The 20952-nt window shown below is 60.6% G+C and carries 16 protein-coding genes and 1 tRNA gene; 9 read left to right on the top strand and 8 right to left on the bottom strand.

Going from position 1 to position 20952, the window contains the following annotated elements; all coding sequences use genetic code 11:
- Positions 1–22: 22 nt before the first annotated feature.
- On the top strand, positions 23–2410 hold the full coding sequence (locus RHE_RS17590; protein WP_011426668.1) for a phosphoketolase family protein: 2388 nt from the start codon (positions 23–25) through the stop codon (positions 2408–2410).
- A gap of 48 nt (positions 2411–2458) precedes the next feature.
- Here the strand turns inward: RHE_RS17590 and RHE_RS17595 are convergent, their stop codons facing one another.
- Entirely contained in the window at positions 2459–3349 is an 891-nt protein-coding gene (locus RHE_RS17595; RefSeq protein WP_011426669.1) for a helix-turn-helix domain-containing protein, read from the bottom strand.
- 118 nt (positions 3350–3467) lie between these two features.
- Here RHE_RS17595 and pobA point away from each other — a divergent pair, with 118 nt between their 5' ends.
- The 7 genes from pobA to RHE_RS17630 all read left to right on the top strand — a co-directional run bounded on the left by pobA (position 3468) and on the right by RHE_RS17630 (position 10547).
- Positions 3468–4637, top strand: a complete 1170-nt coding sequence (pobA, locus tag RHE_RS17600) for a 4-hydroxybenzoate 3-monooxygenase (RefSeq protein WP_042118977.1) — start codon at positions 3468–3470, stop codon at positions 4635–4637.
- A gap of 185 nt (positions 4638–4822) precedes the next feature.
- On the top strand, positions 4823–5995 hold the full coding sequence (locus tag RHE_RS17605; RefSeq protein WP_011426671.1) for an ABC transporter substrate-binding protein: 1173 nt from the start codon (positions 4823–4825) through the stop codon (positions 5993–5995).
- A 66-nt stretch (positions 5996–6061) separates the two neighbouring features.
- On the top strand, positions 6062–6925 hold the full coding sequence (locus RHE_RS17610) for a branched-chain amino acid ABC transporter permease (RefSeq protein ID WP_042118979.1): 864 nt from the start codon (positions 6062–6064) through the stop codon (positions 6923–6925).
- Position 6926: 1 nt separating this feature from the next.
- A complete protein-coding gene (locus tag RHE_RS17615; protein WP_011426673.1) occupies positions 6927–7931 on the top strand; it encodes a branched-chain amino acid ABC transporter permease in 1005 nt (334 codons plus the stop codon).
- On the top strand, positions 7928–8692 hold the full coding sequence (locus RHE_RS17620; RefSeq protein WP_011426674.1) for an ABC transporter ATP-binding protein: 765 nt from the start codon (positions 7928–7930) through the stop codon (positions 8690–8692). The genes RHE_RS17615 and RHE_RS17620 overlap by 4 nt, the downstream gene beginning before the upstream one ends.
- Positions 8673–9389 (top strand): ABC transporter ATP-binding protein, encoded by a 717-nt coding sequence (locus tag RHE_RS17625; RefSeq protein WP_011426675.1) that lies wholly within the window; start codon positions 8673–8675, stop codon positions 9387–9389. Before RHE_RS17620 ends, RHE_RS17625 begins: the two co-directional genes overlap by 20 nt.
- Before the next feature lie 330 nt (positions 9390–9719).
- Entirely contained in the window at positions 9720–10547 is an 828-nt protein-coding gene (locus tag RHE_RS17630; protein WP_011426676.1) for a VCBS domain-containing protein, read from the top strand.
- Positions 10548–10973: 426 nt separating this feature from the next.
- On the opposite strand, the gene RHE_RS17635 is transcribed toward RHE_RS17630, so the two are convergent.
- A tRNA-Met gene (locus RHE_RS17635) sits at positions 10974–11050 on the bottom strand.
- A 136-nt stretch (positions 11051–11186) separates the two neighbouring features.
- Positions 11187–12386, bottom strand: coding sequence for a tRNA 2-thiouridine(34) synthase MnmA (gene mnmA, locus RHE_RS17640; protein WP_042118981.1), 1200 nt, complete (start codon positions 12384–12386; stop codon positions 11187–11189).
- 496 nt (positions 12387–12882) lie between these two features.
- Between mnmA and RHE_RS17645 the strand changes: the two genes are divergently transcribed.
- Entirely contained in the window at positions 12883–13149 is a 267-nt protein-coding gene (locus RHE_RS17645; RefSeq protein WP_011426678.1) for a hypothetical protein, read from the top strand.
- A gap of 80 nt (positions 13150–13229) precedes the next feature.
- On the opposite strand, the gene serA is transcribed toward RHE_RS17645, so the two are convergent.
- The 5 genes from serA to ftsH form a co-directional block, all read right to left on the bottom strand.
- Positions 13230–14825 carry a phosphoglycerate dehydrogenase gene (gene serA, locus RHE_RS17650; RefSeq protein WP_011426679.1) on the bottom strand — a complete coding sequence of 532 codons (1596 nt, stop codon included), beginning with the start codon at positions 14823–14825 and terminating at the stop codon, positions 13230–13232.
- Positions 14826–14907: 82 nt separating this feature from the next.
- Positions 14908–16086: a phosphoserine transaminase gene (locus RHE_RS17655; protein WP_011426680.1), complete on the bottom strand. Its 1179-nt coding sequence runs from the start codon at positions 16084–16086 to the stop codon at positions 14908–14910.
- Between the two features lie 190 nt (positions 16087–16276).
- Positions 16277–17116 carry an outer membrane protein gene (locus tag RHE_RS17660; RefSeq protein ID WP_011426681.1) on the bottom strand — a complete coding sequence of 280 codons (840 nt, stop codon included), beginning with the start codon at positions 17114–17116 and terminating at the stop codon, positions 16277–16279.
- Positions 17117–17374: 258 nt separating this feature from the next.
- The gene (gene glmM / locus RHE_RS17665; protein ID WP_011426682.1) at positions 17375–18727 is read right to left on the bottom strand and encodes a phosphoglucosamine mutase; all 1353 of its coding nucleotides are present in this window, start codon (positions 18725–18727) and stop codon (positions 17375–17377) included.
- A 241-nt stretch (positions 18728–18968) separates the two neighbouring features.
- A complete protein-coding gene (gene ftsH, locus RHE_RS17670; protein ID WP_011426683.1) occupies positions 18969–20900 on the bottom strand; it encodes an ATP-dependent zinc metalloprotease FtsH in 1932 nt (643 codons plus the stop codon).
- Positions 20901–20952 lie beyond the last annotated feature (52 nt).

Consider the following 20952-nt stretch of genomic DNA (forward strand, 5'->3'; position numbering starts at 1 on the left):
CGTTTTCGAACGGGAGAAGCCCATGGAAAAGCATGTCTCGACCGCCGCCGCCCTGACCGATGTTGAACTCACCCTGATCGACCGCTATTGGCGGGCGGCCAACTATCTCTCGGTCGGCCAGATCTACCTGCTTGCCAATCCGCTGCTGCGCGAGCCGCTGAAGTCAGAGCACATCAAGCCCCGCCTGCTCGGCCACTGGGGCACGACACCGGGCCTCAACTTCCTTTATGCGCATCTGAACCGCGTCATCCGCGCCCGCGATCTCGACATCATCTACATATGCGGCCCCGGTCACGGCGGGCCGGGCATGGTCGCCAACACCTATCTCGAAGGCACCTACAGCGAAATCTATCCCGATATTTCTGAAGACACCGAAGGGATGCGCAGGCTCTTCCGCCAATTTTCCTTTCCCGGCGGCATTCCGAGCCATGCGGCGCCGGAAACACCGGGATCGATCCATGAAGGTGGCGAACTCGGCTACGCCCTCGTCCATGCCTATGGCGCCGCCTTCGACAATCCCGACCTCACCGTCGCCTGCATCGTCGGTGACGGCGAGGCCGAAACCGGGCCGCTCGCCGCCAGCTGGCATTCCAACAAGTTCCTCAATCCCGCCCGCGACGGCGCCGTTCTGCCCATCCTGCATCTGAACGGCTACAAGATCGCCAATCCGACCATTCTCGGCCGGGCCAACGACGACGACCTCCGACGTCTCTTCGAAGGCTACGGCTACGAGCCGTTTTTCGTCGACGGCCATGAGCCTCGCGACATGCATCAACAGATGGCAGCGACGCTGGACCAGGTCTTCGACCGCATCCGCGAAATCCAGGAGCAAGCCCGCAGCAGCAAGGCTGCTGCGGGCTGCCCGCGATGGCCAATGATCGTGCTGCGCAGCCTCAAGGGCTGGACCGGTCCGAAAGAAGTCGACGGCAAGAAGGTGGAAGGTTTCTGGCGCGCCCACCAGGTGCCGGTCTCCAACTGCCGCGAGAATGAAGGCCATCGCAAGATTCTCGAGGACTGGATGCGAAGCTACGATCCCGAAGATCTGTTCGATGACGAGGGCCGCCTGAACGCCGACCTGCGGGCGCTGGCGCCCGTCGGCAAGCGCCGCATGGGCGCCAGTCCACATGCCAACGGCGGGTTGCTGCGCCGGGAGCTCGATGTTCCCGATATAGGCGACTATGCGGTTGACGTCGGCAAGCGCGGCAGCGTCGTCGCCCAATCGACGGAGATCCTCGGACATTACCTGCGTGACACGATGAAGCTCAACGCCAAGGCGGCAAACTTTCGCATCTTCGGCCCCGACGAGACGGAATCGAACCGCCTCGGCAGCGTGTTCGACGTCACCAACCGTGTCTGGATGGAGGATATCGAACCATATGATGTCCATCTCTCTCGCGATGGACGCGTCATGGAGGTGCTTTCGGAACATCTCTGCCAGGGATGGCTGGAGGGTTACCTGCTGACCGGCCGGCACGGCCTCTTTTCATGTTATGAGGCCTTCATCCACATCATCGATTCCATGTTCAACCAGCATGCCAAATGGCTGAAGGTGACACGCGAGCTCGAATGGCGGAAGCCGATCTCATCGCTGAACTACCTGCTGACCTCGCATGTCTGGCGCCAGGACCATAACGGCTTCAGCCACCAGGATCCGGGCTTCGTCGACCTCGTCGTCAACAAAAAGGCCGACATCGTCCGCATCTACCTGCCGCCGGACGCCAACACCCTGCTCTGGGTCGGCGATCATTGCCTGCGCACCTATGATCGCGTCAACGTCATCGTCGCCGGCAAGCAGCCGGAGCCGCAATGGCTGTCGATGGAGGAGGCGGTGAAACATTGCGAGGCCGGCATCGGCATCTGGCGCTGGGCAAGCAACGAGGAGGACACGATCTCGCCCGATCTCGTCATGGCCTGCGCCGGCGATGTCCCGACGATGGAAACGCTCGCCGCCGTCGATCTTCTGCGCACGGCCATTCCCGAGCTGAAGATCCGCACCGTCAATGTCGTCGACCTCCTGGCACTGCAATCCAGGGACCAGCATCCGCATGGCCTTTCCGACGAGGCCTTCGACGCGATCTTCACCGCTGATAAGCCGGTCATTTTCGCCTATCACGGCTATCCCTATCTCATTCACCGCCTGACCTATAAGCGCACCAACCACGAGAACATCCACGTCCGCGGCTTTATCGAGGAAGGTACTACGACCACGCCTTTCGACATGACCGTCCTCAACGAACTCGACCGCTACCATCTCGCCATCGAAGCCATCGAGCGCGTGCCGGGCCTGAAGGAGAAGGCGAAAGGCGCGTTTGCCGCCTTCCAGGGCAAGCTCGCGGAACATCACGACTATGTCAGGGAATACGGCGAGGACATGCCGGAGGTGCGGAACTGGACGTGGCCGGCCGCGTGAGACATCTGCGACTGACGCATGCGATGTCAGATGACCGAATGCCGGAACCTATGCCCGTTCAAGCCGAGCTTTTTCGTTTGTCCGCCAGATCCGCGGCGTTTCGCCGGTATATTTCAGGAAGAAGCGCGAGAAATAGGCCGGATCAGCGAAGCCGAGGCGAAATCCGATCTCCTGAACGCTGCCGATCGTAAAGACGAGCTGGCGCTTCGCCTCCTCGATCAGTTTCCCGGCGATCAGCTCATGCGGGGTGTTTCCCGTCATGGAGCGAACGATACGGGTGAGATGCGTCGACGAAACGCCAAGTTCCTTGGCATAGAAGGAAGCCGGTCTGTGAGATCGGAAATGCTGCTGGATCAGTTCGTCCAGCATCACCATCCGCCGCTCGTTCTCGTTTGACGGAAGCTCCTGCGCATGTCCTTCATGCGAAATCCGCGCCGTCAGCCGCAACGCCAGCCCGACATAGGCAGCCAATACTTCGTTGCGGCCACCGCGGCGGTTTTCGAACTCGTCGCCGAGCCGCCTCAGCGTCTGCATGACATAGGCAGCCTCGGCATTATCGGGATCGAGCGGCGTCAGACGCGGCATCGCCAACCACTCGCCGAGATGGCTTCGCTCGCCGGGCGGGTGGCTGAGATGGGACCTCAATATAGTGATCACGAGGCCGTCGATATCACGTGAGAAGCGAAAGCCGTGATCGAGCCCAGGGGGTACCGTTATGACCGCCGGCGGACGGATGGCATGGCTCCTCTTGCCGAAGATCGCATCGCCGGAGCCGGCTTCGATGTATAATATCTGAAAGAAGCTCTCGTGGCGGTGAAGCCGAATCTCCCAATGATGCAGGCTGCTGCGGGAGCGGATTGTCTCGCAATGCAGCCAAAATTCCGGCGAGCGACCGGTATTTTCGCCATAGAGCTCGTAGGTAGGTATATGCCTGCTCATCGGCTTCCTCCCGTACCAATGTTCGATAAATGCAATTTTTAGGGCGGAATGTCCATTGTTGCGGCAATGGCGGCGCGGCAGAATCTGACAAAACGCAAAAATGCAAGGGAGGAAGAATTTGCGAACCCAGGTCGCCATCATCGGTTCGGGGCCATCCGGCCTGCTGCTCGGTCAGCTTCTGACCGAAGCTGGAGTCGACAACGTCATCCTCGACCGCGTGAGCAAGAACTATATCCTCGGCCGCGTCCGCGCCGGCGTGCTAGAGGAAGGCACTGTCGGGCTGTTGGACGAGGCCAAAGCTGGAGCAAGATTGCATGCCGAAGGCTTGCCGCACGACGGCTTCTCGCTGGCCTTCGACGGCCGCGACCATCGCATCGATCTTCACGAATTGACCGGCAGGCGCGTGACCGTCTACGGGCAGACTGAGGTGACGCGCGATCTCATGCAGCGACGGGAAGCTTGTGGCTCACTTTCGATCTATGATGCCGCCGATGTGGCCCCACATGATGTCGACGGTGGCTCGCCCTTCGTTACCTACACGAAGGATGGCATCGGCCACCGCATCGATTGCGATTTCATCGCCGGCTGCGACGGCTTTCATGGAACAAGTCGACGAGCCCTTCCCGAAGGGGCGGTCCGGAGTTTCGAGAAGGTCTATCCCTTCGGCTGGCTGGGCCTGCTTGCCGACGTGGCGCCGGTCAGCAATGAACTGATCTACGCCAACCACCCGAGGGGCTTTGCGCTCTGTTCGATGCGCTCGGCCACCCGCAGCCGCTACTATATCCAGTGCCCGCTTGACGCGAAGATCGAAGACTGGAGCGACGATCGCTTCTGGGACGAGTTGCGACGGCGCCTGCCGGCCCATCACGCCGAGGCATTAACGACCGCCCCATCCTTCGAAAAATCGATCGCTCCTTTGCGCTCCTTCGTCACTGAGCCCATGCGTTTCGGCCGGCTCTTCCTCGTCGGTGACGCCGCCCATATCGTGCCGCCGACCGGCGCCAAAGGGCTGAACCTTGCAGCAAGCGATGTCCACTACCTGTTCGGCGGGCTCCTCGAGCATTACCGCGAAGGCTCCGACAGCGGCATCGACGCCTATTCGCAGACGGCGCTCACGCGCGTATGGAAAGCCGTGCGATTTTCCTGGTGGATGACGACGATGATGCACCGGTTTCCCGATACCAGCGACTTCGATCAGAAGATCCAGGAGGCCGAACTCGACTATCTCACACATTCCCGTGCGGCCTCCATGGTACTCGCAGAAAACTACGTGGGATTGCCGTTCTGACAGGAAGATTGAGGGATGAAAGCTGCGCATACGCGCGGCGAACAGCGAGAGGTCATGACGCACAGAACCATAACCGGCAAATCATGTGTTTGGGGATTTATTTCATTTTACATCACCATTTCGCATGACAAGCTAACCTGAAATTCAATAAGGCGCTGGAGTACGCCGAAAAGGGAGAGAGAAGAATGAGGAAGCTGTTTCTGGCCGCCGCTGCGGCAATTGTTATGGGCACCAGCGCCTATGCCGACACCATCAAGGTCGGCGTCATCGGGCCGTTCTCCGGTCCCTTCGCGCTCCAGGGCAAGAACTTCAAGGCCGGCATCGACGCCTATATGGCTGTCAACGGCAGCAAGGTCGGCAGCGACACGGTCGAGATCGTCTACCGCGACGTGCCGCAGGCCGACCCGGCCCAATCCAAGGCGCTGGCGCAGGAACTGATCGTCAAGGAAAAGGTCCAGTATCTCGCCGGCTTCTATTTCACCCCCGACGCCATGGCGGTGACGCCGATCCTGAAGCAGGGCAACGTGCCGATGGTTATCATGAACGCCGCCACCTCGGCGATCGTCACCAAGAGCCCGCTTGTTGTGCGCACCTCGTTCACGACCTGGCAGACCTCGACGCCGATCGCCAAGGTCGCCTTCGACGCCGGCGTCAAGAAGGCGATCTCGGTTGTCAGCGACTACGGCCCCGGCATCGACGCCGAGAATGCCTTCAAGACCGGCTTCGAAAAGGCCGGCGGCCAGGTGGTTGAGGCGATCCGCATGCCGCTTGCGACCAACGATTTCAGCCCGATCATGCAGCGCATCAAGGATTCCGGCGCCGAGGGCGTCTTCGCCTTCCTGCCATCCGGACCGACGACCCTCGGCTTCGTCAAGGCTTACAACGAAAACGGTCTGAAGGCCGCCGGCATCAAGTTCTTCGCACCGGGCGACCTGACGCAGGAATCCGACCTGCCGGCGCTCGGTGACGCCGCGCTCGGCATTCAGACGACCTTCCACTATGCCGTGTCGCACGATTCTCCCGAGAACAAGGCTTTCGTCGAGGCGGCCACCAAGGCGATCGGCAACAAGGCCGAACTCTCCTTCCCCGCAGTCAGCGCCTATGACGGCATGTATGTCATCTACAAGATGATCGAGGCGACGGGCGGCAAGCAGGATGCTGAAAAGGCTGTCGATGCGGTGAAGGGCCTTGCCTGGGTGAGCCCGCGCGGCCCGGTTTCGATCGATCCGGAAAGCCGCCACATCACGCAGAACATCTATCTGCGCGAAGTCGCCAAGGCCGACGACGGGACCTACATCAACAAGGAGGTCCAGACCTTCGAGAAGCAGGGCGATCCGGGCCTGGCAGCGGCCAAGTAACATCGGGCGTCAGAACATGCGGCGGACTTGCAACCCCAGGCCCGTCGCATTCAATCAGGTAGTTCCATGCAGACAGTCTTCAGCATATCCGTCGACGCCCTAGCCTATGGCATGGTGCTCTTCGTGATATCAATCGGCCTTTCCGTCACCATGGGGCTGATGCGTGTCGTCAACCTCGCTCACGGCGCCTTCGCGATGATCGGAGGCTATGTCGCCTCCTATGTCGCACGTGACCTCGGCCTTGGTTATGCGGCGGCGGTCATCGCCGCCGTGGTCGCTACGATCATCATTGCAATTCCTCTCGAGCGTTTCCTCTATCGTCGGATCTATGGCGCGCCGGAACTGATCCAGGTGCTGATGACGATCGGCATCACCTTCTGCATCATCGGCATCGCTAATTACCTGATGGGACCAACACTGAAGACCATACCGCTTGCCGCGGCGCTGCAGGGTTCGGCCGATCTCGGCTTTCGCACCATTCCCGTTCACAGGCTTTTTGCCATCCTGTGCGGCCTCGCCGTGGCGCTGGCGCTCTGGTTTGCGATCGAAAGGACCAGCTTCGGCGTCAAGCTGCGCGCCTCCGTCGATGACGCTGCGATGGCGGCGGCACTCGGCGTGCGCACAGAGATCATCTATGCGGTGAGCTTTGCCATCGCCGTCGGGCTTGCCGCCTTCGGGGGCGTGGTCGGTGCCGAACTCTTGCCGGTCGAGCCCTATTATGCGCTGCGCTACATGGTGACCTTCCTGGTTGTCGTCTCCGTCGGCGGCGCCGGATCCATTCCCGGCGCGTTGATCGCCTGCCTACTGCTCGGCGCGATCGATACGACGGGTCGTTATCTGATGCCGGAGTTCGGGGAATTCTTCTTCTATCTTGCCGTGATCGCGATCATCTGCGTCTTCCCGCGCGGCCTTGCCGGGAGGGCGAAGTGAGATGGCGCTTGTGTTGAACAACGAAAACGGACGTCTCCAGCATCGGCGCGGTTATGTCAGCCGCGATCTCGCCAGCCTTATCGTGATCATCGCCGTTGCCGCCATCGGCTATTTCGCCTTCCCTGATAATCTCGCGCTTCTGACGCGGATGATCACCATCGCGCTGCTCGCGCTCTCGCTCGATCTGGTGACCGGTTATTGCGGCGTTGCAACGCTCGGCCATGCCGCCCTGTTCGGCTCCGGCGCCTATGCCGCCGGCATCCTGTCGGCGCATTACGGCATCAATGACCCGCTGCTGATGCTGCTTGCCGGCATTGCCGGCGGCGTGGCTTCCGGGCTGCTCAGCGGCGCGATCATTCTGCGCGCGCATGGCCTGCCGCAGCTCGTGCTGTCGATTGCCCTCATCCACCTCTTCCACGAATTCGCCAACAAGGCCTCCTCATGGACAGGAGGCAGTGATGGACTTTCCGGCATCGCGCCCGACCCGGTCCTCGGCTTTTTTGAATTCGATCTTTATGGCCGCACCGCCTTCTTTCTCGGAACGGCGCTGCTGCTTGTTGTCTTCGTGCTGCTGAGATTACTGGTGCGTTCACCCTTCGGCATGCTCTGCCGCGCCATCAAGCAGGACCCATTGCGTATCCGCGCCATGGGTGGTTCGCCGAAGGGCGCACTCATCAGGATGTACACCATCTCGGGCGCGGTTGCCGGGGTCGGCGGCGCCTTGAACGCGATATCGACGCAGGTCGTCGGTCTGGACAGCCTGTCCTTCACGCAGTCGGCAGAAGCGCTCGTCATACTCGTGCTCGGCGGCACCGGCTCTCTCTTCGGGGCGCTGTCCGGCACGATCATCTTCATGCTCTTCGAGGACTATGTCTCGGCCGCCAATCCCTTCCACTGGCTGACCATGGTCGGTGCGCTCTTGATCGCCGTCGTGCTCTTCGCACCGAAAGGGCTTTACGGAACAGCCGCAACCTTCATTGGCCGCCGCAAGGAGCAGCGCTCATGAAACCGGTCTTCGAAGTCGCAAATCTGCGGAAAGCCTTCGGGGGCCTTGCCGTCACCAACGACGTTTCGCTGGCGATGGCGGCCGGCGACCGCGTCGCGCTGATTGGCCCGAACGGCGCCGGCAAGACTACCTTCGTCAACCTCGTCACCGGCAATCTCCCCCCTGATTCCGGCGAGGTCCGCCTCGGCGACGAAACGGTGACGGCGGTCAATGCGATCGGCAGGGTCAAACGCGGCCTCGTCCGATCCTTTCAGGTGACGCGGCTTTTCCAGGACATGACGCCGGCCGAACATGTCGGGCTCGCTGTTCTTCAGCGGGACGGAAAGACCTGGAACATGTTCGGAAATTTCCTTTCGATGCCCGACGTCATGGCCGAGATCGACGACCTCCTGGGAAAGCTCGGACTGACGCCGCTGATGCATCGCAAGGTCAGCGAGATTGCCTATGGGCAACAGCGGCTTCTCGAACTTGCCGTCGCGCTGGCGCTGAAGCCGAAGGTGCTGCTGCTCGACGAGCCGGCAGCCGGCGTCCCGCAAAGCGATACCGGCCGCATCGAGCAAGCGCTAGCCGATCTGCCCGCCGATCTCGCCGTGCTGATGATCGAACACGACATGGATCTTGTCTTTCGTTTTGCCAAACGTGTCATAGTGCTGGCGGCCGGCGCGATCATCTTTAATGGCCGGCCTGAAGACGTCACCAGGGATGCGCGTGTGCGCGAGGCCTATCTCGGGAGTTATGCCAATGCCAGCCCTGTCGCTTGAGGTCGAAAATCTGTCGGCCGGATACGGGCCGACGCGGGTGTTGGAAGACATTTCTTTCGCCGTGCCGGCAGGCGCAAGGCTCGCCGTGCTCGGCCGCAACGGCATGGGCAAGACGACGCTGCTGGCAACGCTCGCCGGCCAGACCAGACGCTACGAGGGCCGCATCACCCTTGGCGATGCGGACGTCACAACAGCACCAAGCGCAACACGCGCGCACAAGGGTCTCGGCTATGTGCCCCAGACACGTTGCGTCTTCCCGACGCTGACCGTCGAAGAGAACCTTTTCGTCGGCTTGAAGGCGCGGCCGAAGACGGCGCTGGAGGAAGCCTATGCGCTGTTCCCGCGCCTGAAGGAGCGCCGCCGCAATCTCGGCAACCAGCTCTCCGGCGGCGAACAGCAGATGCTTTCGACGGCCCGCACTATTCTCGGCCGCCCGTCGGTCCTGCTGCTCGACGAACCGCTCGAGGGTCTCGCCCCCGTTATCTGCGAGGAACTGATGGCAGCCTTCGCCGGACTCGCCAAGTCAGGCGACATGACCATCCTTCTTGTCGAGCAGCGCATCCAGAGTGCGCTCGATTTCGCCGATCAGGTCGTCATTCTCGAACGAGGGCGGCTGGCCTGGGCGGGAACGCCGGCGGACCTATCCAAGGACCACGAAGCCGTCGAAACCTTGCTCGGAGTGGGCGGCCTGCATTGAAGCAATTAATGCCGGTTATCCTCATGATGACGTCATCATGAGCCTGGCATTATTCGCTGCCTGAAATATTTCTGCTGGCCGAAATTGATCGAAAGCTTGAACGGGCAGAAAAAACCGCATTCCCCAAAGCGGCATCAGCGTAAGACAGGTCATAAATATTCATTTCTAAGGAAATAGACGCCGGCGTCAGTCCCTTTACTGGATCTTGAGCGAAGACAAATTGCGTCTGTCGGATTGGCAGGCTGAACTGATCTGACGCCCGTCAAAATCCCGTTGCCAAGCACCCGATAGAGTTGCATGCTTAAACAGAACTTCAGACGGGAGGTAGAAATGGCAAACCACAAGCCGGTCGCAGCGGACGTATACCAGCCCATTTTCGATATCGACAAGCCGGTTGACGGCAACATCCTGGACGGTTCCACGGATGCCGACGGAGATCTTGTCCGTCTTAACTTCGTGAACGGGCAGCGAATTCCGCAACCGGCCAATCCGGACGGACCGGCCACGACGACGACGATCGAGGGAAAGTACGGCACGCTGACCGTCTATTCCAACGGCTACTACACCTATGAACTCGATCACTCCAATCCGGTGGTATCAGCGCTCGGCCCGGGAGATCAACTCCTCGACCAGTTTAATTTCAAGATCTCGGACGGCAAAGGCGCCACCGACTTCGGCTTGCTCAATATCGCTGTCGACCTGCCGGAGCGTGGCGACATCTTCGTCAATTTCGAGGATGTCGGCAAATATGATTTCCCCACAGGCTACAAGGGCTTCGATTGGGGCGCCTGGCACGATGGTGACGATGCAGCGATACAAAAGGAAGCCGACGGCAACCATTATCTGTCGGGCGGCGTCTTCTGGACACCCATCCAGGCCGCCGATGGCGGCACCTTCCAGATCGAGCAATTCAGCGTGGCTAATGGCACATCGGACTATGACAACGTTCTGACGATCGAAGGTAGGCTGAACGGCGATACCGTGTTCTTGGTTACCGTCAACGTGACCGCCGACAGCATTCATGACCCGCAAGCGATTGATCTCAGCGCCTATGGTCAGATCGACTATCTCGTGCTCGACACCGAGCCCGTCATCACCGAAACGAGCGGGCCTGATTATTATGGCGCGCAATACGACAATTTTTACTTTGTCGTTTGAGGAATAGGGAGAAGCGTCGTGTCCCCGAAAGCTTTCCGTCTTTCCCAGCGCCTCGTAGCGGCTATCCGGTAGCAATTTCTTGCGATAGCTGATCGACCTACACCCTGCTAGCCTTCGATCGTGCGGAGGAGCACGATTACGCTGGGATGGAGGAAATGATGCAGTCAGTCGGGATCAAGTTAGCGGCGGTCATGTTCTCGCTAGCCGTATGGGCTGTTATTATCGCTGCCGCATCCCATCTTTACGCGATGAAAATGCCTATATTGCATTTGGCACTCTACAGATAGCTGTTCTCGGCGTAGCGGAGATTCTGAGGCTGAACTGTTTTGTCTTCTCGCCACCACGTTTGGCGCAGAATATGCTACGGTGCCCGCCGGAACAGGCTCAAATGGCCGCTAGAGTCGCAAATTCTGCAATGAAGGAGAATGGTAGCGGAGGAGGGATTTGAACCCCCGACACAAGGATTATGATTCCTCTGCTCTGACCTACTGAGCTACTCCGCCACTGGCCAAACGATACCTGCTCGCGAAGCGCTGCGGGCTCGTGGGATGAGCGGCTTATAAGGTGCGCTTCGGCTTTGTGTCAAGCGCATGATAGAGAAAAACGCTGGGCTTGGCCGGCCGCCCTCTCCCATCGGTTTCAGGCGGCGACGGGGCTAGCCAAGAGAGCCTTGAGCGAGGCCTCGGCCGAGGGTTCGCGCTCGGAGCGCTCGATGAAACCGCCGCCGAAGACGCGGGCGTCGTCGCCGGGTGCGGAATAAAGCGCGCAGGCCTGACCAGGGGCGATTCCCGCCTCGCCGATCGTCAGGTCGACATAGGTGCCGGTGGCATCGACATGCAGCACGGCCGGCGCCGGCGCCCTGGTCGAGCGGACCTTGGCGTAGCAGGCAAAGCCTTCGCCGGACGCTGCTTCCGCAAGCGTCTCGTCGCCCAGCCAGTTGACGTCGCGCAGATAGACGCGGTGGGTTTCCAGCGCCTCCTTCGGCCCGACGATGACGCGGCGCGAGCGGGCATCGAGATAGACGACGTAGAGCGGTTCGCCGGTGGCGATGCCGATGCCTCGGCGCTGGCCGATGGTGAAATGCAGGATGCCTTCATGGCTTCCCAATACCCGGCCGTCGAGATGTACGATCTCGCCGGCCAACGCCGCATTCGGCTTCAGCTTGGTGATGATGTCGGAATATTTGCCCTGCGGCACGAAGCAGATGTCCTGGCTGTCGGCCTTCTTGGCGACGACGAGGCCCATCTCCTCGGCGAGCCGGCGCGTCTCGGCCTTCGGCAGGCCGCCTAAGGGAAAGCGGAGATAGTCGATCTGCTCCTGCGTCGTAGCAAACAGGAAATAGCTCTGGTCACGGTCGGCGTCGGCCGGGCGGAAAAGCGCGCGGCGGCCGGGATGTTCAGACGAGGGGTTCGGCCGCGAACGGATATAGTGACCGGTCGCCAGCGCATCGGCACCAAGCTCCTTGGCCGTCGCCAGAAGATCGGCAAACTTGACGGTCTGGTTGCAGGAGACGCAGGGGATCGGCGTTTCGCCGGCCACATAGCTTTCCGCGAAAGGATTGATCACCGTCTCGCGAAAACGCTTCTCGTAATCCAGCACATAATGCGGAATGCCGAGCGTCTCGCAGACGTGGCGGGCATCGTCGATATCCTGGCCGGCGCAGCAGGAGCCGGCGCGATGAACGGCGGCGCCATGATCGTAAAGCTGCAGCGTGATGCCGAGCACGTCGTAACCCTGCTGTTTGAGAAGGCCGGCCACGACGGAGGAGTCGACGCCACCCGACATGGCGACGACGACGCGGGTCTCTTCCGGCTTCTTGTCAAAATCCAGTGTGTTCAACGGTGGTGCCAAATTCTGCGCGCTCATAATCCGCCCTTGCGCTGCAATTGCGGCGGATTGCCGTATCAGGCGGGATCGGCCGCCTTCCAATCAGCGACCGATATAGAAAGGATTGTATCTGGACGCAAGGGGCGGCTTTCGGGCCGCCGATCGTTTCGCCGGTGAGAAAGGAAAGGCGCGGCCGAGGCCACGCCTTGAAAGCGGGGGTGCGGCTCAGGTGCCGATCAGCTTGTTGCAGGCGAATGCGATACCTGGATTGCCGATGACAGCGGTCATGAGCGCCAGTCCGATTATCGAGAATGAATAGCGTTTCATATACATCCTCCTTCCAGCCATGCGAATTATGCGGCTGCGGGCGCCGTTCTCAAAATAACGAATGCTTGAGCATCAGTTCAACCGGAAATCGTTGAGCGAATAATTATCGCCCTATGGAACTATTCTTTCGATCATGCGTTTGGGGTGATCAATGTCGCAATCGAATGCTGCGGAGGGTTTCATGGCCAGGTTCGGCACGACGGCGGATTACAACAGGATCAGACACTGGATCGAAGAGCGAGGCGGCCATCCCGCCCGTATCAAGGACGCGACCGACAGCGAAACCGTCTGCGTCGATTTTTCCTCGGAAACGCAGGAGGAGATTTCCTGGGACGAATTCTTCCATGGTCTCGACGGCAGCAGGCGGGCCTTCCTTCATCGCACCAAGGCTGACGACGATAGAGCCCGTTTCGCCAAGATCGTCCGCCGCAAGCACTTGCCTCACTGAAATATACCCATTGCTGACGCAGAAAACCCGGCGCCGTTTCCGGCGCCGGGTTTTCCCTGTTTCCTTGGGAGGAGGAAATCTCAGTCTATGTTGAAGGTCAGCAGCTTTGCCTGGCGGATCGCCTGGTGCGCCGTCAACTGCGTGAGCACGCCATCCTCCACCTCGCCGTCGACATAGAGCAGCGCAATGGCGTCGCCACCTTGCTTGTCGCGGCCGAGCTGGAAGTTGGCGATATTGACGCCGGCGGTGCCGAGCGTCGTGCCGATGAAGCCGATCATGCCGGGGACGTCGGTATTGGTGATGTAGATCATGTGCGAACCGACATCGGCATCGAGATTGATGCCCTTGATCTGGATGAAGCGCGGCTTGCCATCCGAAAACACCGTGCCGGCGACGGAGCGTGTCATGCTTTCGGTCGTCACCGTAAGCTTGATATAGCCGTCGAAGACGCCTGTTTTGTCGCGCTTGACCTCGGAAAGCACGATGCCCTTTTCCTTGATCATGATCGGCGCAGAAACCATGTTGACGTCGGCGACCTGCGGGCGGATCAGGCCCGCAAGAACCGCGCTCGTCAGTGCTCGCGTGTTCATATTGGCGGTCACACCATCATAGAGGATTTCGATTTCCTTGATCGGCTCTTCGGTGACCTGGCCGACAAAGGCGCCGAGAACGTCGGCAAGACGAATGAACGGCTTCAGGATCGGCGCCTCTTCCGCGGTGATCGACGGCATGTTGATGGCGTTGGAGACCGCGCCCTTGACAAGGTAATCCGACATCTGTTCGGCGACCTGCAGCGCGACGTTTTCCTGCGCCTCGGTCGTCGAAGCGCCGAGATGCGGCGTGCAGACGACGTTTGGCAGGCCGAAGAGCGGGCTTTCCCTCGCGGGCTCGACTTCGAAGACGTCGAAGGCAGCACCGGCGACATGGCCGGACTTGATAGCCTCGGCAAGGGCTGCCTCATCGACCAGGCCGCCGCGGGCGCAATTGATGATGCGAACGCCGGGCTTGGTCTTGGCCAGCGCTTCCTTGTTGAGGATGCCGCGCGTCTTGTCGGTCATCGGCACGTGCAGCGTTATGAAATCGGCGCGGGCGAGAAGCTCTTCCAGCTCGACTTTGGTGACGCCCATCTCCTCTGCGCGCTCCTTGGAAAGGAACGGATCATAGGCGACGACATGCATCTTGAGGCCGATGGCACGGGCGCAGACGATCGAGCCGATATTGCCGGCGCCGATGACGCCGAGCGTCTTGCCGGTGATCTCGACACCCATGAACTTCGACTTTTCCCACTTGCCGGCCTGTGTCGAGGTATCGGCGGCCGGAAGCTGGCGAGCGACCGCAAACATCAGCGCGATCGCGTGTTCGGCGGTCGTGATCGAATTGCCGAAAGGCGTGTTCATGACGATGATGCCGCGGCGCGAAGCGGCCGGGATATCAACATTGTCAACGCCGATGCCGGCGCGGCCGACGACCTTGAGGTTCTTCGCCCCTTCGATGATCTTCTCCGTCACCTTGGTGGCGGAGCGGATGGCCAGACCATCATATCTGCCGATGACTTCGAGTAGACGGTCCTTGTCTTTGCCGAGCTGCGGTTCGAAATCGACTTCGACGCCGCGGTCGCGGAAGATCTGGACGGCGGTTTCCGACAATTCGTCGGATACGAGAACGCGAGGTGCCATGCGGGCCTCCTTCAAAAATGTTCAGCGATGGATGAAATCGAAATATTGGACTCCGCTTGTGGCGGAGCCGGATGCGATCACGTCAAGCGGCCGCCTGAGCGAGCTGCGCCTTCTGCGTTTCGAAAGCCCAGGAAAGCCAAGGCATCAGCTTCTGCATGTCGGATGCCTCGATCGTGGCGCCGGCCCAGATGCGCAGGCCCGACGGCGCGTCGCGGTAATGGCCGATGTCATAAGCGACACCCTCCTTTTCCAGGAGGCCGACGAGGCCCTTGGCGAAATTCGCCTGGCCATCGTCATCGAGCGCCGTGATGTCCTTGTCGACGATCTTCAGGCAGACGGAGGTGTTGGACGCCGTTTCCGCCTTGACGGCGAGATTGGCGATCCAGTCGTTTGCCGCGACGAAATCGTGGATGACCTTGGCATTGGCATCGGCACGCGCGATCAGCGTCTGGAGGCCGCCGAGCTCCTTGGCCCAGAGCAGCGCATCGATATAGTCCTCGACGCAGAGCATCGACGGCGTGTTGATCGTCTCGCCCTGGAAGATGCCTTCTGTCAGCTTGCCGCCCGAGGTCATGCGGAAGATCTTCGGCAACGGCCAGGCTGGCGTGTAGGTGGTGAGACGCTCGACGGCACGCGGCGAGAGAATGATGACGCCGTGGGCGCCCTCGCCGCCCAGCACCTTCTGCCAGGAAAAGGTGACGACGTCGAGCTTGGCGAAATCGAGCTCCTGGGCAAAAGCGGCCGAGGTGGCGTCGCAGATCGTCAGACCCTTGCGGTCGGCGGGAATGAAATCGGCATTCGGCACGCGCACGCCCGAGGTCGTGCCATTCCAGGTGAAGACGACGTCGCGGTCGAAATCGACGGCGGAAAGATCCGGAAGCTCGCCGTAATCTGCTTCGAGCTTGCGCACATCCCTGAGCTTCAGCTGCTTGACCACATCGGTAACCCAGCCGGCGCCGAAGCTTTCCCAGGCGAGCATGTCGACGCCGCGTTCGCCGAGCAGCGACCAGAGCGCCATTTCGACAGCGCCGGTGTCGGAAGCCGGCACGATGCCGATGCGGTAGTCCGCCGGCACTGCGAGAATTTCACGGGTGAGGTCGATAGCCTGCTTAAGCTTGGCCTTGCCGACCTTCGCGCGATGCGAACGGCCAAGGGCCGCGTCGGAAAGGGCTTCGAGCGACCAACCGGGGCGCTTCGAGCAGGGGCCAGAAGAAAAATGGGTATTGTGCGGACGGATGTCCGGCTTTGCGGTCTTCGCCATAATGCTATCCTCTCAGATAGAAAGCCCTTCGTTGGGGAAGGGTGTCCCGCCGCCGTGTGTATGGATCGGAAGCGTCATAGTCAAGATCGAATTGTCGCAAGCTGTAGATATTTTGACGCAGACAAGGTGGCGAAAATGAAAAAGCCACCCGGAGCAAGGGCGGCTTTCTGATGCGATGGTTTGATCGGCCTTACTTGTAGACCGGCTGCTGCAGCGGGATTTCCGGCGGCGGCTCGTAGGCGACCGGCTGGGCGCAGCCACCGAAGAGGTAGCGGGCCCCGACGCGGGCTTCATGAGCGCTGAGGCCCCTGTCGCGGCCCGGACCACCGTTTTCGGCATAGCCGAACATGTTGCCGCCGTCGATATGCAGGTAGCGGTAGCCGACATCGGCCTTGATGTTGCAGGTCACGTCGATCGAGGCGCCGGCCATAAGCGCATAGGTGAAGCGCCAGTTGCCCCTGCCGCCATGGGTGACCTCATCGTCGCAGAAGCTGCCGTCATCGGCGCAGGCGACGTTGCGCAGGTTTTTCCACTTGACGTAGGAACCGCCGATACCGGCGCCGACATACGGCGTCACATAGCCGTAGGTGCCGAGATCGACATAGGCGTTGGCCAGCAGCGTATAGGCTGTCAGCGAAGAGCGGTCGCGCGAGGTGCAATCCACCAGCGGGAAGCCGCACTGCCCAGATGTCGAGCCCTTGAAATCCGCCTCGGTGAGATAGTCGAAGGTCAGATCGGTGCGCAGATAGCTGTTGATCTGATAACCGACACCACCGCCAACTGTCCATGCATCGTCGAGATCGGCGTCGTCGAAATCGACCTCCGTGGCATTGCTGCCCTGGAAATAGCGCGCGCCGCGCAGGTCTGTGAAGGCATAACCGACATCGCCGCGCAGATACCAGCCGGTCGCTTCGCTGACGGTCACCTCCGGCGGCTGCTCCGGAATGGGCTCGGCAGGGGCGAGATCCGCAGAATAGGCATTTGTCGCTATCAAGAATGCGGCGAGCACGCCGGACAAGCTTCTTTTCATGGATTTCACTCCAAAATCCCGTTGCGTCGGCAGGCTCAGTCGCTGCCAATCTGATACGCTTTGCATGGATAATGAATTGGAAACGTTAAAAGCTGCTTAACCACGCTTGTTTACTTTGATTTCAAGCATCTCGGTCGCATGAAACAGAAGATCGACCGCCGCGTGAAGTGGTTGGAGCGGAGATAGACACCACCGATGTGCGCAATAAAAAAAGCCGGCGCTCATGCACCGGCCTTTTGATTGTTTGTTCTCGCAGGGTCAGGCAGCGGTCCGGACATTCGAGATCGTGCCGATCAGCTCGTTGACGATACGCTCGATTTGGGCGCGGTCGTCACCCTCGGCCATGACGCGGATCAGCGGCTCGGTGCCGGAAGGCCGGATGACGAGGCGGCCGTTTCTGGCGAGCTCGGCTTCGGCATCGGCAATTGCCTTCTGTACCTGAATATCCTCCAGCGGCTTGCCGCCGCTGATGCGGACATTGCGCAGAAGCTGCGGCACCGGCTCGAAGCGGCGGCAGACTTCGCTGACGGTGCGGCCGGTGCGCTTGACCGCCGCAAGGATCTGCAGCGCCGCGACCAGACCGTCGCCTGTCGTACCGTAGTCGGAAAGCACGATGTGGCCCGATTGCTCGCCGCCGACATTGTAATTGTGCTGGCGCATATGCTCGACAACGTAGCGGTCGCCGACCTTCGTGCGGGCAAGCGCCATGCCGCGTTCATCGAGGAAACGCTCGAGGCCGAGATTGGACATGACAGTGGCGACGATGCCATTGCCGCGCAGCTGCTGGCTCTCGGCCCAGCTCTCGGCGATGACGGCCATCAGCTGGTCGCCGTCGACGATTGAACCGTTCTCGTCGATAATGATGACGCGGTCCGCGTCGCCGTCGAGCGCGATGCCGATATCGGCGCGCACCTCGTCGACTTTCTTCTGCAAAGCGACGGGGCTGGTGGAACCGCAATTGAGATTGATATTCGTGCCGTTCGGTTCATTGCCGATGGTAACGACATCGGCGCCGAGCTCCCAGAGCACGGCCGGCGCGACCTTGTAGGCAGCACCATTGGCGCAATCGATCGCGACCCTCAGCCCCTGCAGCGTCACGTCGCGCGGCAGCGTGCGCTTGGCATGTTCGATATAACGGTCATGCACGCCGTCGACACGTTTGGCCCGGCCGATATCGTCGGATTTAGCAAGCTGCGCGTTCAGATCCTTTTCGAGCAGATCCTCGATCTCGGCCTCGATGTCGTCTGAAAGCTTGTAGCCGTCGGGCCCAAAAAGCTTGATGCCGTTATCTTCATAAGGATTGTGCGAAGCGGAGATCATCACGCCGATATCGCAGCGCAACGAACGCGTTAACATGGCGACGGCGGGCGTCGGGATCGGGCCGAGAATGAAGGCGTCGAGGCCCGCAGCCGTGAAGCCCGCCACCATGGCATTCTCAAGCATATAGCCGGAAAGGCGCGTATCCTTGCCGATCACGACGCGATGACGGTGGTTGCCCCGGCGGAAGATCGTGCCGGCGGCGATGCCGACCCGCATGGCGAGATCCGGCGTCATCGGAAAGACGTTGGATTGACCGCGAATACCGTCCGTACCGAAATAGCGTCTTTTCATCTGCACTCCTGCGCTTTGGCGCGCCATTCAAGGCAGCGCATCGTTCCAAGCAAATCCGGCTTCAGTGGATTGTCGTCAGTCCAGGAGCGTGATTCATGCTTGCTTCTCTTCAGCGGAATGCCACAAATTGCGGCAATCGGCACGTAAATTAGCGAGAAAAATGATTATATCCCGTTACCAATGAAAAAGGCCGGATCTCCCATAGCGGAAATCCGGCCTGTTTTCGAGATCGCGTCGCAACTCAATGCGGCTGCGGTTCGAGACCGGCTTCGGGCTCATCGCCCTTGGTGGCAGGCCGCACGCCGGCCTTCGGAACGGCCGATCCACGGCTCGGCGGCGAATCGTCGCCGAGATCGCGGGAGGGCTTCTCACCGCGGATCAGCGCCTTGATCTCATCCCCGGTCAAAGTCTCGTATTCGAGCAGACCTTCGGCAAGGGCGACGAACTCGTCGTGCTTTTCCGTCAGGATCGTTCGGGCCTGCGTGTAGGCTTCGTCGATCAGGCGGCGCACTTCATTGTCGATCTTCTGCGCGGTCGCTTCCGAAACATTCTTCGACTGCGAAACCGAGTGACCGAGGAAGACTTCCTGCTGGTTCTCGCCATAGGCGACCTGACCGAGCTGATCGGAGAAGCCCCACTGCGTGACCATGGCGCGGGCAAGCTTAGTGGCCTGCTCGATATCGGAAGACGCGCCCGAAGTGATGTTCTCCTTGCCAAAGGTGAGTTCCTCGGCGACGCGGCCGCCCATCATGATGCAAAGGCGCGAGACCATCCATTTGTAGCTCATCGAGTAGCGATCGCCCTCGGGAAGCTGCATAACCATACCGAGCGCACGACCACGCGGAATGATCGTCGCCTTGTGCAGCGGATCGGCAACGGCGACGTTGAGCGCGGTGATGGCGTGGCCGGCCTCATGATACGCGGTGAGCTTCTTCTCCGCTTCGGTCATTGCCGAAGAACGACGCTCGGCGCCCATCATGATCTTGTCCTTGGCGTCCTCGAACTCCTGCATGGTGACGACGCGCTTGTTGCGGCGGGCAGCCATGAGGGCCGCTTCGTTGACGAGGTTCATCAGATCGGCACCGGAAAAACCCGGCGTGCCGCGGGCGAGAACCTTGAGATCGACATTCGGCGCCAGCGGAACGTTGCGGGCATGCACCTTGAGGATGCGCTCACGGCCGACAATATCTGGGTTCGGCACCACGACCTGGCGGTCGAAACGGCCGGGACGCAGCAGTGCGGGATCGAGAACATCAGGGCGGTTGGTAGCGGCGATCAGGATCACGCCTTCATTCGCCTCGAAGCCATCCATTTCGACGAGCAACTGGTTCAGCGTCTGCTCGCGTTCGTCATTGCCGCCGCCGAGACCGGCGCCACGATGACGGCCGACGGCATCGATTTCGTCGATGAAGATGATGCAGGGCGCATTCTTCTTCGCCTGCTCGAACATGTCACGCACGCGGCTTGCACCGACGCCGACGAACATTTCGACGAAGTCGGAACCGGAAATGGTGAAGAAGGGCACGTTGGCTTCGCCGGCGACCGAGCGGGCGAGCAGCGTCTTACCGGTGCCCGGAGGACCGACGAGCAGCACGCCACGCGGAATTTTACCGCCGAGTCGCTGGAACTTCTGCGGATCACGCAGGAATTCGACGATTTCCTCGAGGTCCTGCTTGGCCTCGTCGACGCCGGCGACGTCATCAAAGGTCACCCGGCCATGCGCTTCCGTCAGGAGCTTGGCCTTGGACTTGCCGAAACCCATCGCGCCGCGCGAGCCGCCCTGCATCTGCCGCATGAAAAACAGCCAGACGCCGAGAATGAGAAGCATCGGCAACAGCGTGCCGAGATAGCTCAAAAAACCCGAAGAACCATCCGTTTCGGGACGGGCGGAAACCAGCACATTCTTCTGCTGCAGGCGATCGAGCAGGCTGTCGTCGATGACAGGCGAATAGGTCTGGAAGGTGGAGCCATTTTCAACATAGCTTCCGGAGACTCGGTTGCCCGTGACCACGACCTCCTTCACGCGGCCCGCATCGACCTCACGCAGAAACTGCGAATAAGGGATATCGCGGGAGCCCGTCTGCGCCGGCGCCGTCTGAAACATGCTGAAAAGGGCGATCAGCAGAAGCGCGATGATCGCCCACAATGCGAAATTACGTAAGTTAGGGTTCATTGAACTCCCCAGCACTGCAACAGCCGCCTCATGGCGACCGTCTTATTAGGTT

This window comes from Rhizobium etli CFN 42 (assembly GCF_000092045.1).
Taxonomy (GTDB): Bacteria; Pseudomonadota; Alphaproteobacteria; order Rhizobiales; family Rhizobiaceae; genus Rhizobium; species Rhizobium etli.

What these genes read in the sequence shown, in the direction of transcription:
- RHE_RS17660 (WP_011426681.1), bottom strand. Translation starts at nt 17,116, where the DNA reads ATGAAAAGAAGCTTGTCCGGCGTGCTCGCCGCATTCTTGATAGCGACA.
- serA (WP_011426679.1), bottom strand. Translation starts at nt 14,825, where the DNA reads ATGGCACCTCGCGTTCTCGTATCCGACGAATTGTCGGAAACCGCCGTC.
- RHE_RS17645 (WP_011426678.1), top strand. Translation starts at nt 12,883, where the DNA reads ATGGCCAGGTTCGGCACGACGGCGGATTACAACAGGATCAGACACTGG.
- RHE_RS17605 (WP_011426671.1), top strand. Translation starts at nt 4,823, where the DNA reads ATGAGGAAGCTGTTTCTGGCCGCCGCTGCGGCAATTGTTATGGGCACC.
- RHE_RS17625 (WP_011426675.1), top strand. Translation starts at nt 8,673, where the DNA reads ATGCCAGCCCTGTCGCTTGAGGTCGAAAATCTGTCGGCCGGATACGGG.
- RHE_RS17595 (WP_011426669.1), bottom strand. Translation starts at nt 3,349, where the DNA reads ATGAGCAGGCATATACCTACCTACGAGCTCTATGGCGAAAATACCGGT.
- RHE_RS17590 (WP_011426668.1), top strand. Translation starts at nt 23, where the DNA reads ATGGAAAAGCATGTCTCGACCGCCGCCGCCCTGACCGATGTTGAACTC.
- ftsH (WP_011426683.1), bottom strand. Translation starts at nt 20,900, where the DNA reads ATGAACCCTAACTTACGTAATTTCGCATTGTGGGCGATCATCGCGCTT.
- RHE_RS17655 (WP_011426680.1), bottom strand. Translation starts at nt 16,086, where the DNA reads ATGGCGAAGACCGCAAAGCCGGACATCCGTCCGCACAATACCCATTTT.
- RHE_RS17615 (WP_011426673.1), top strand. Translation starts at nt 6,927, where the DNA reads ATGGCGCTTGTGTTGAACAACGAAAACGGACGTCTCCAGCATCGGCGC.
- RHE_RS17620 (WP_011426674.1), top strand. Translation starts at nt 7,928, where the DNA reads ATGAAACCGGTCTTCGAAGTCGCAAATCTGCGGAAAGCCTTCGGGGGC.
- RHE_RS17630 (WP_011426676.1), top strand. Translation starts at nt 9,720, where the DNA reads ATGGCAAACCACAAGCCGGTCGCAGCGGACGTATACCAGCCCATTTTC.
- RHE_RS17610 (WP_042118979.1), top strand. Translation starts at nt 6,062, where the DNA reads ATGCAGACAGTCTTCAGCATATCCGTCGACGCCCTAGCCTATGGCATG.
- glmM (WP_011426682.1), bottom strand. Translation starts at nt 18,727, where the DNA reads ATGAAAAGACGCTATTTCGGTACGGACGGTATTCGCGGTCAATCCAAC.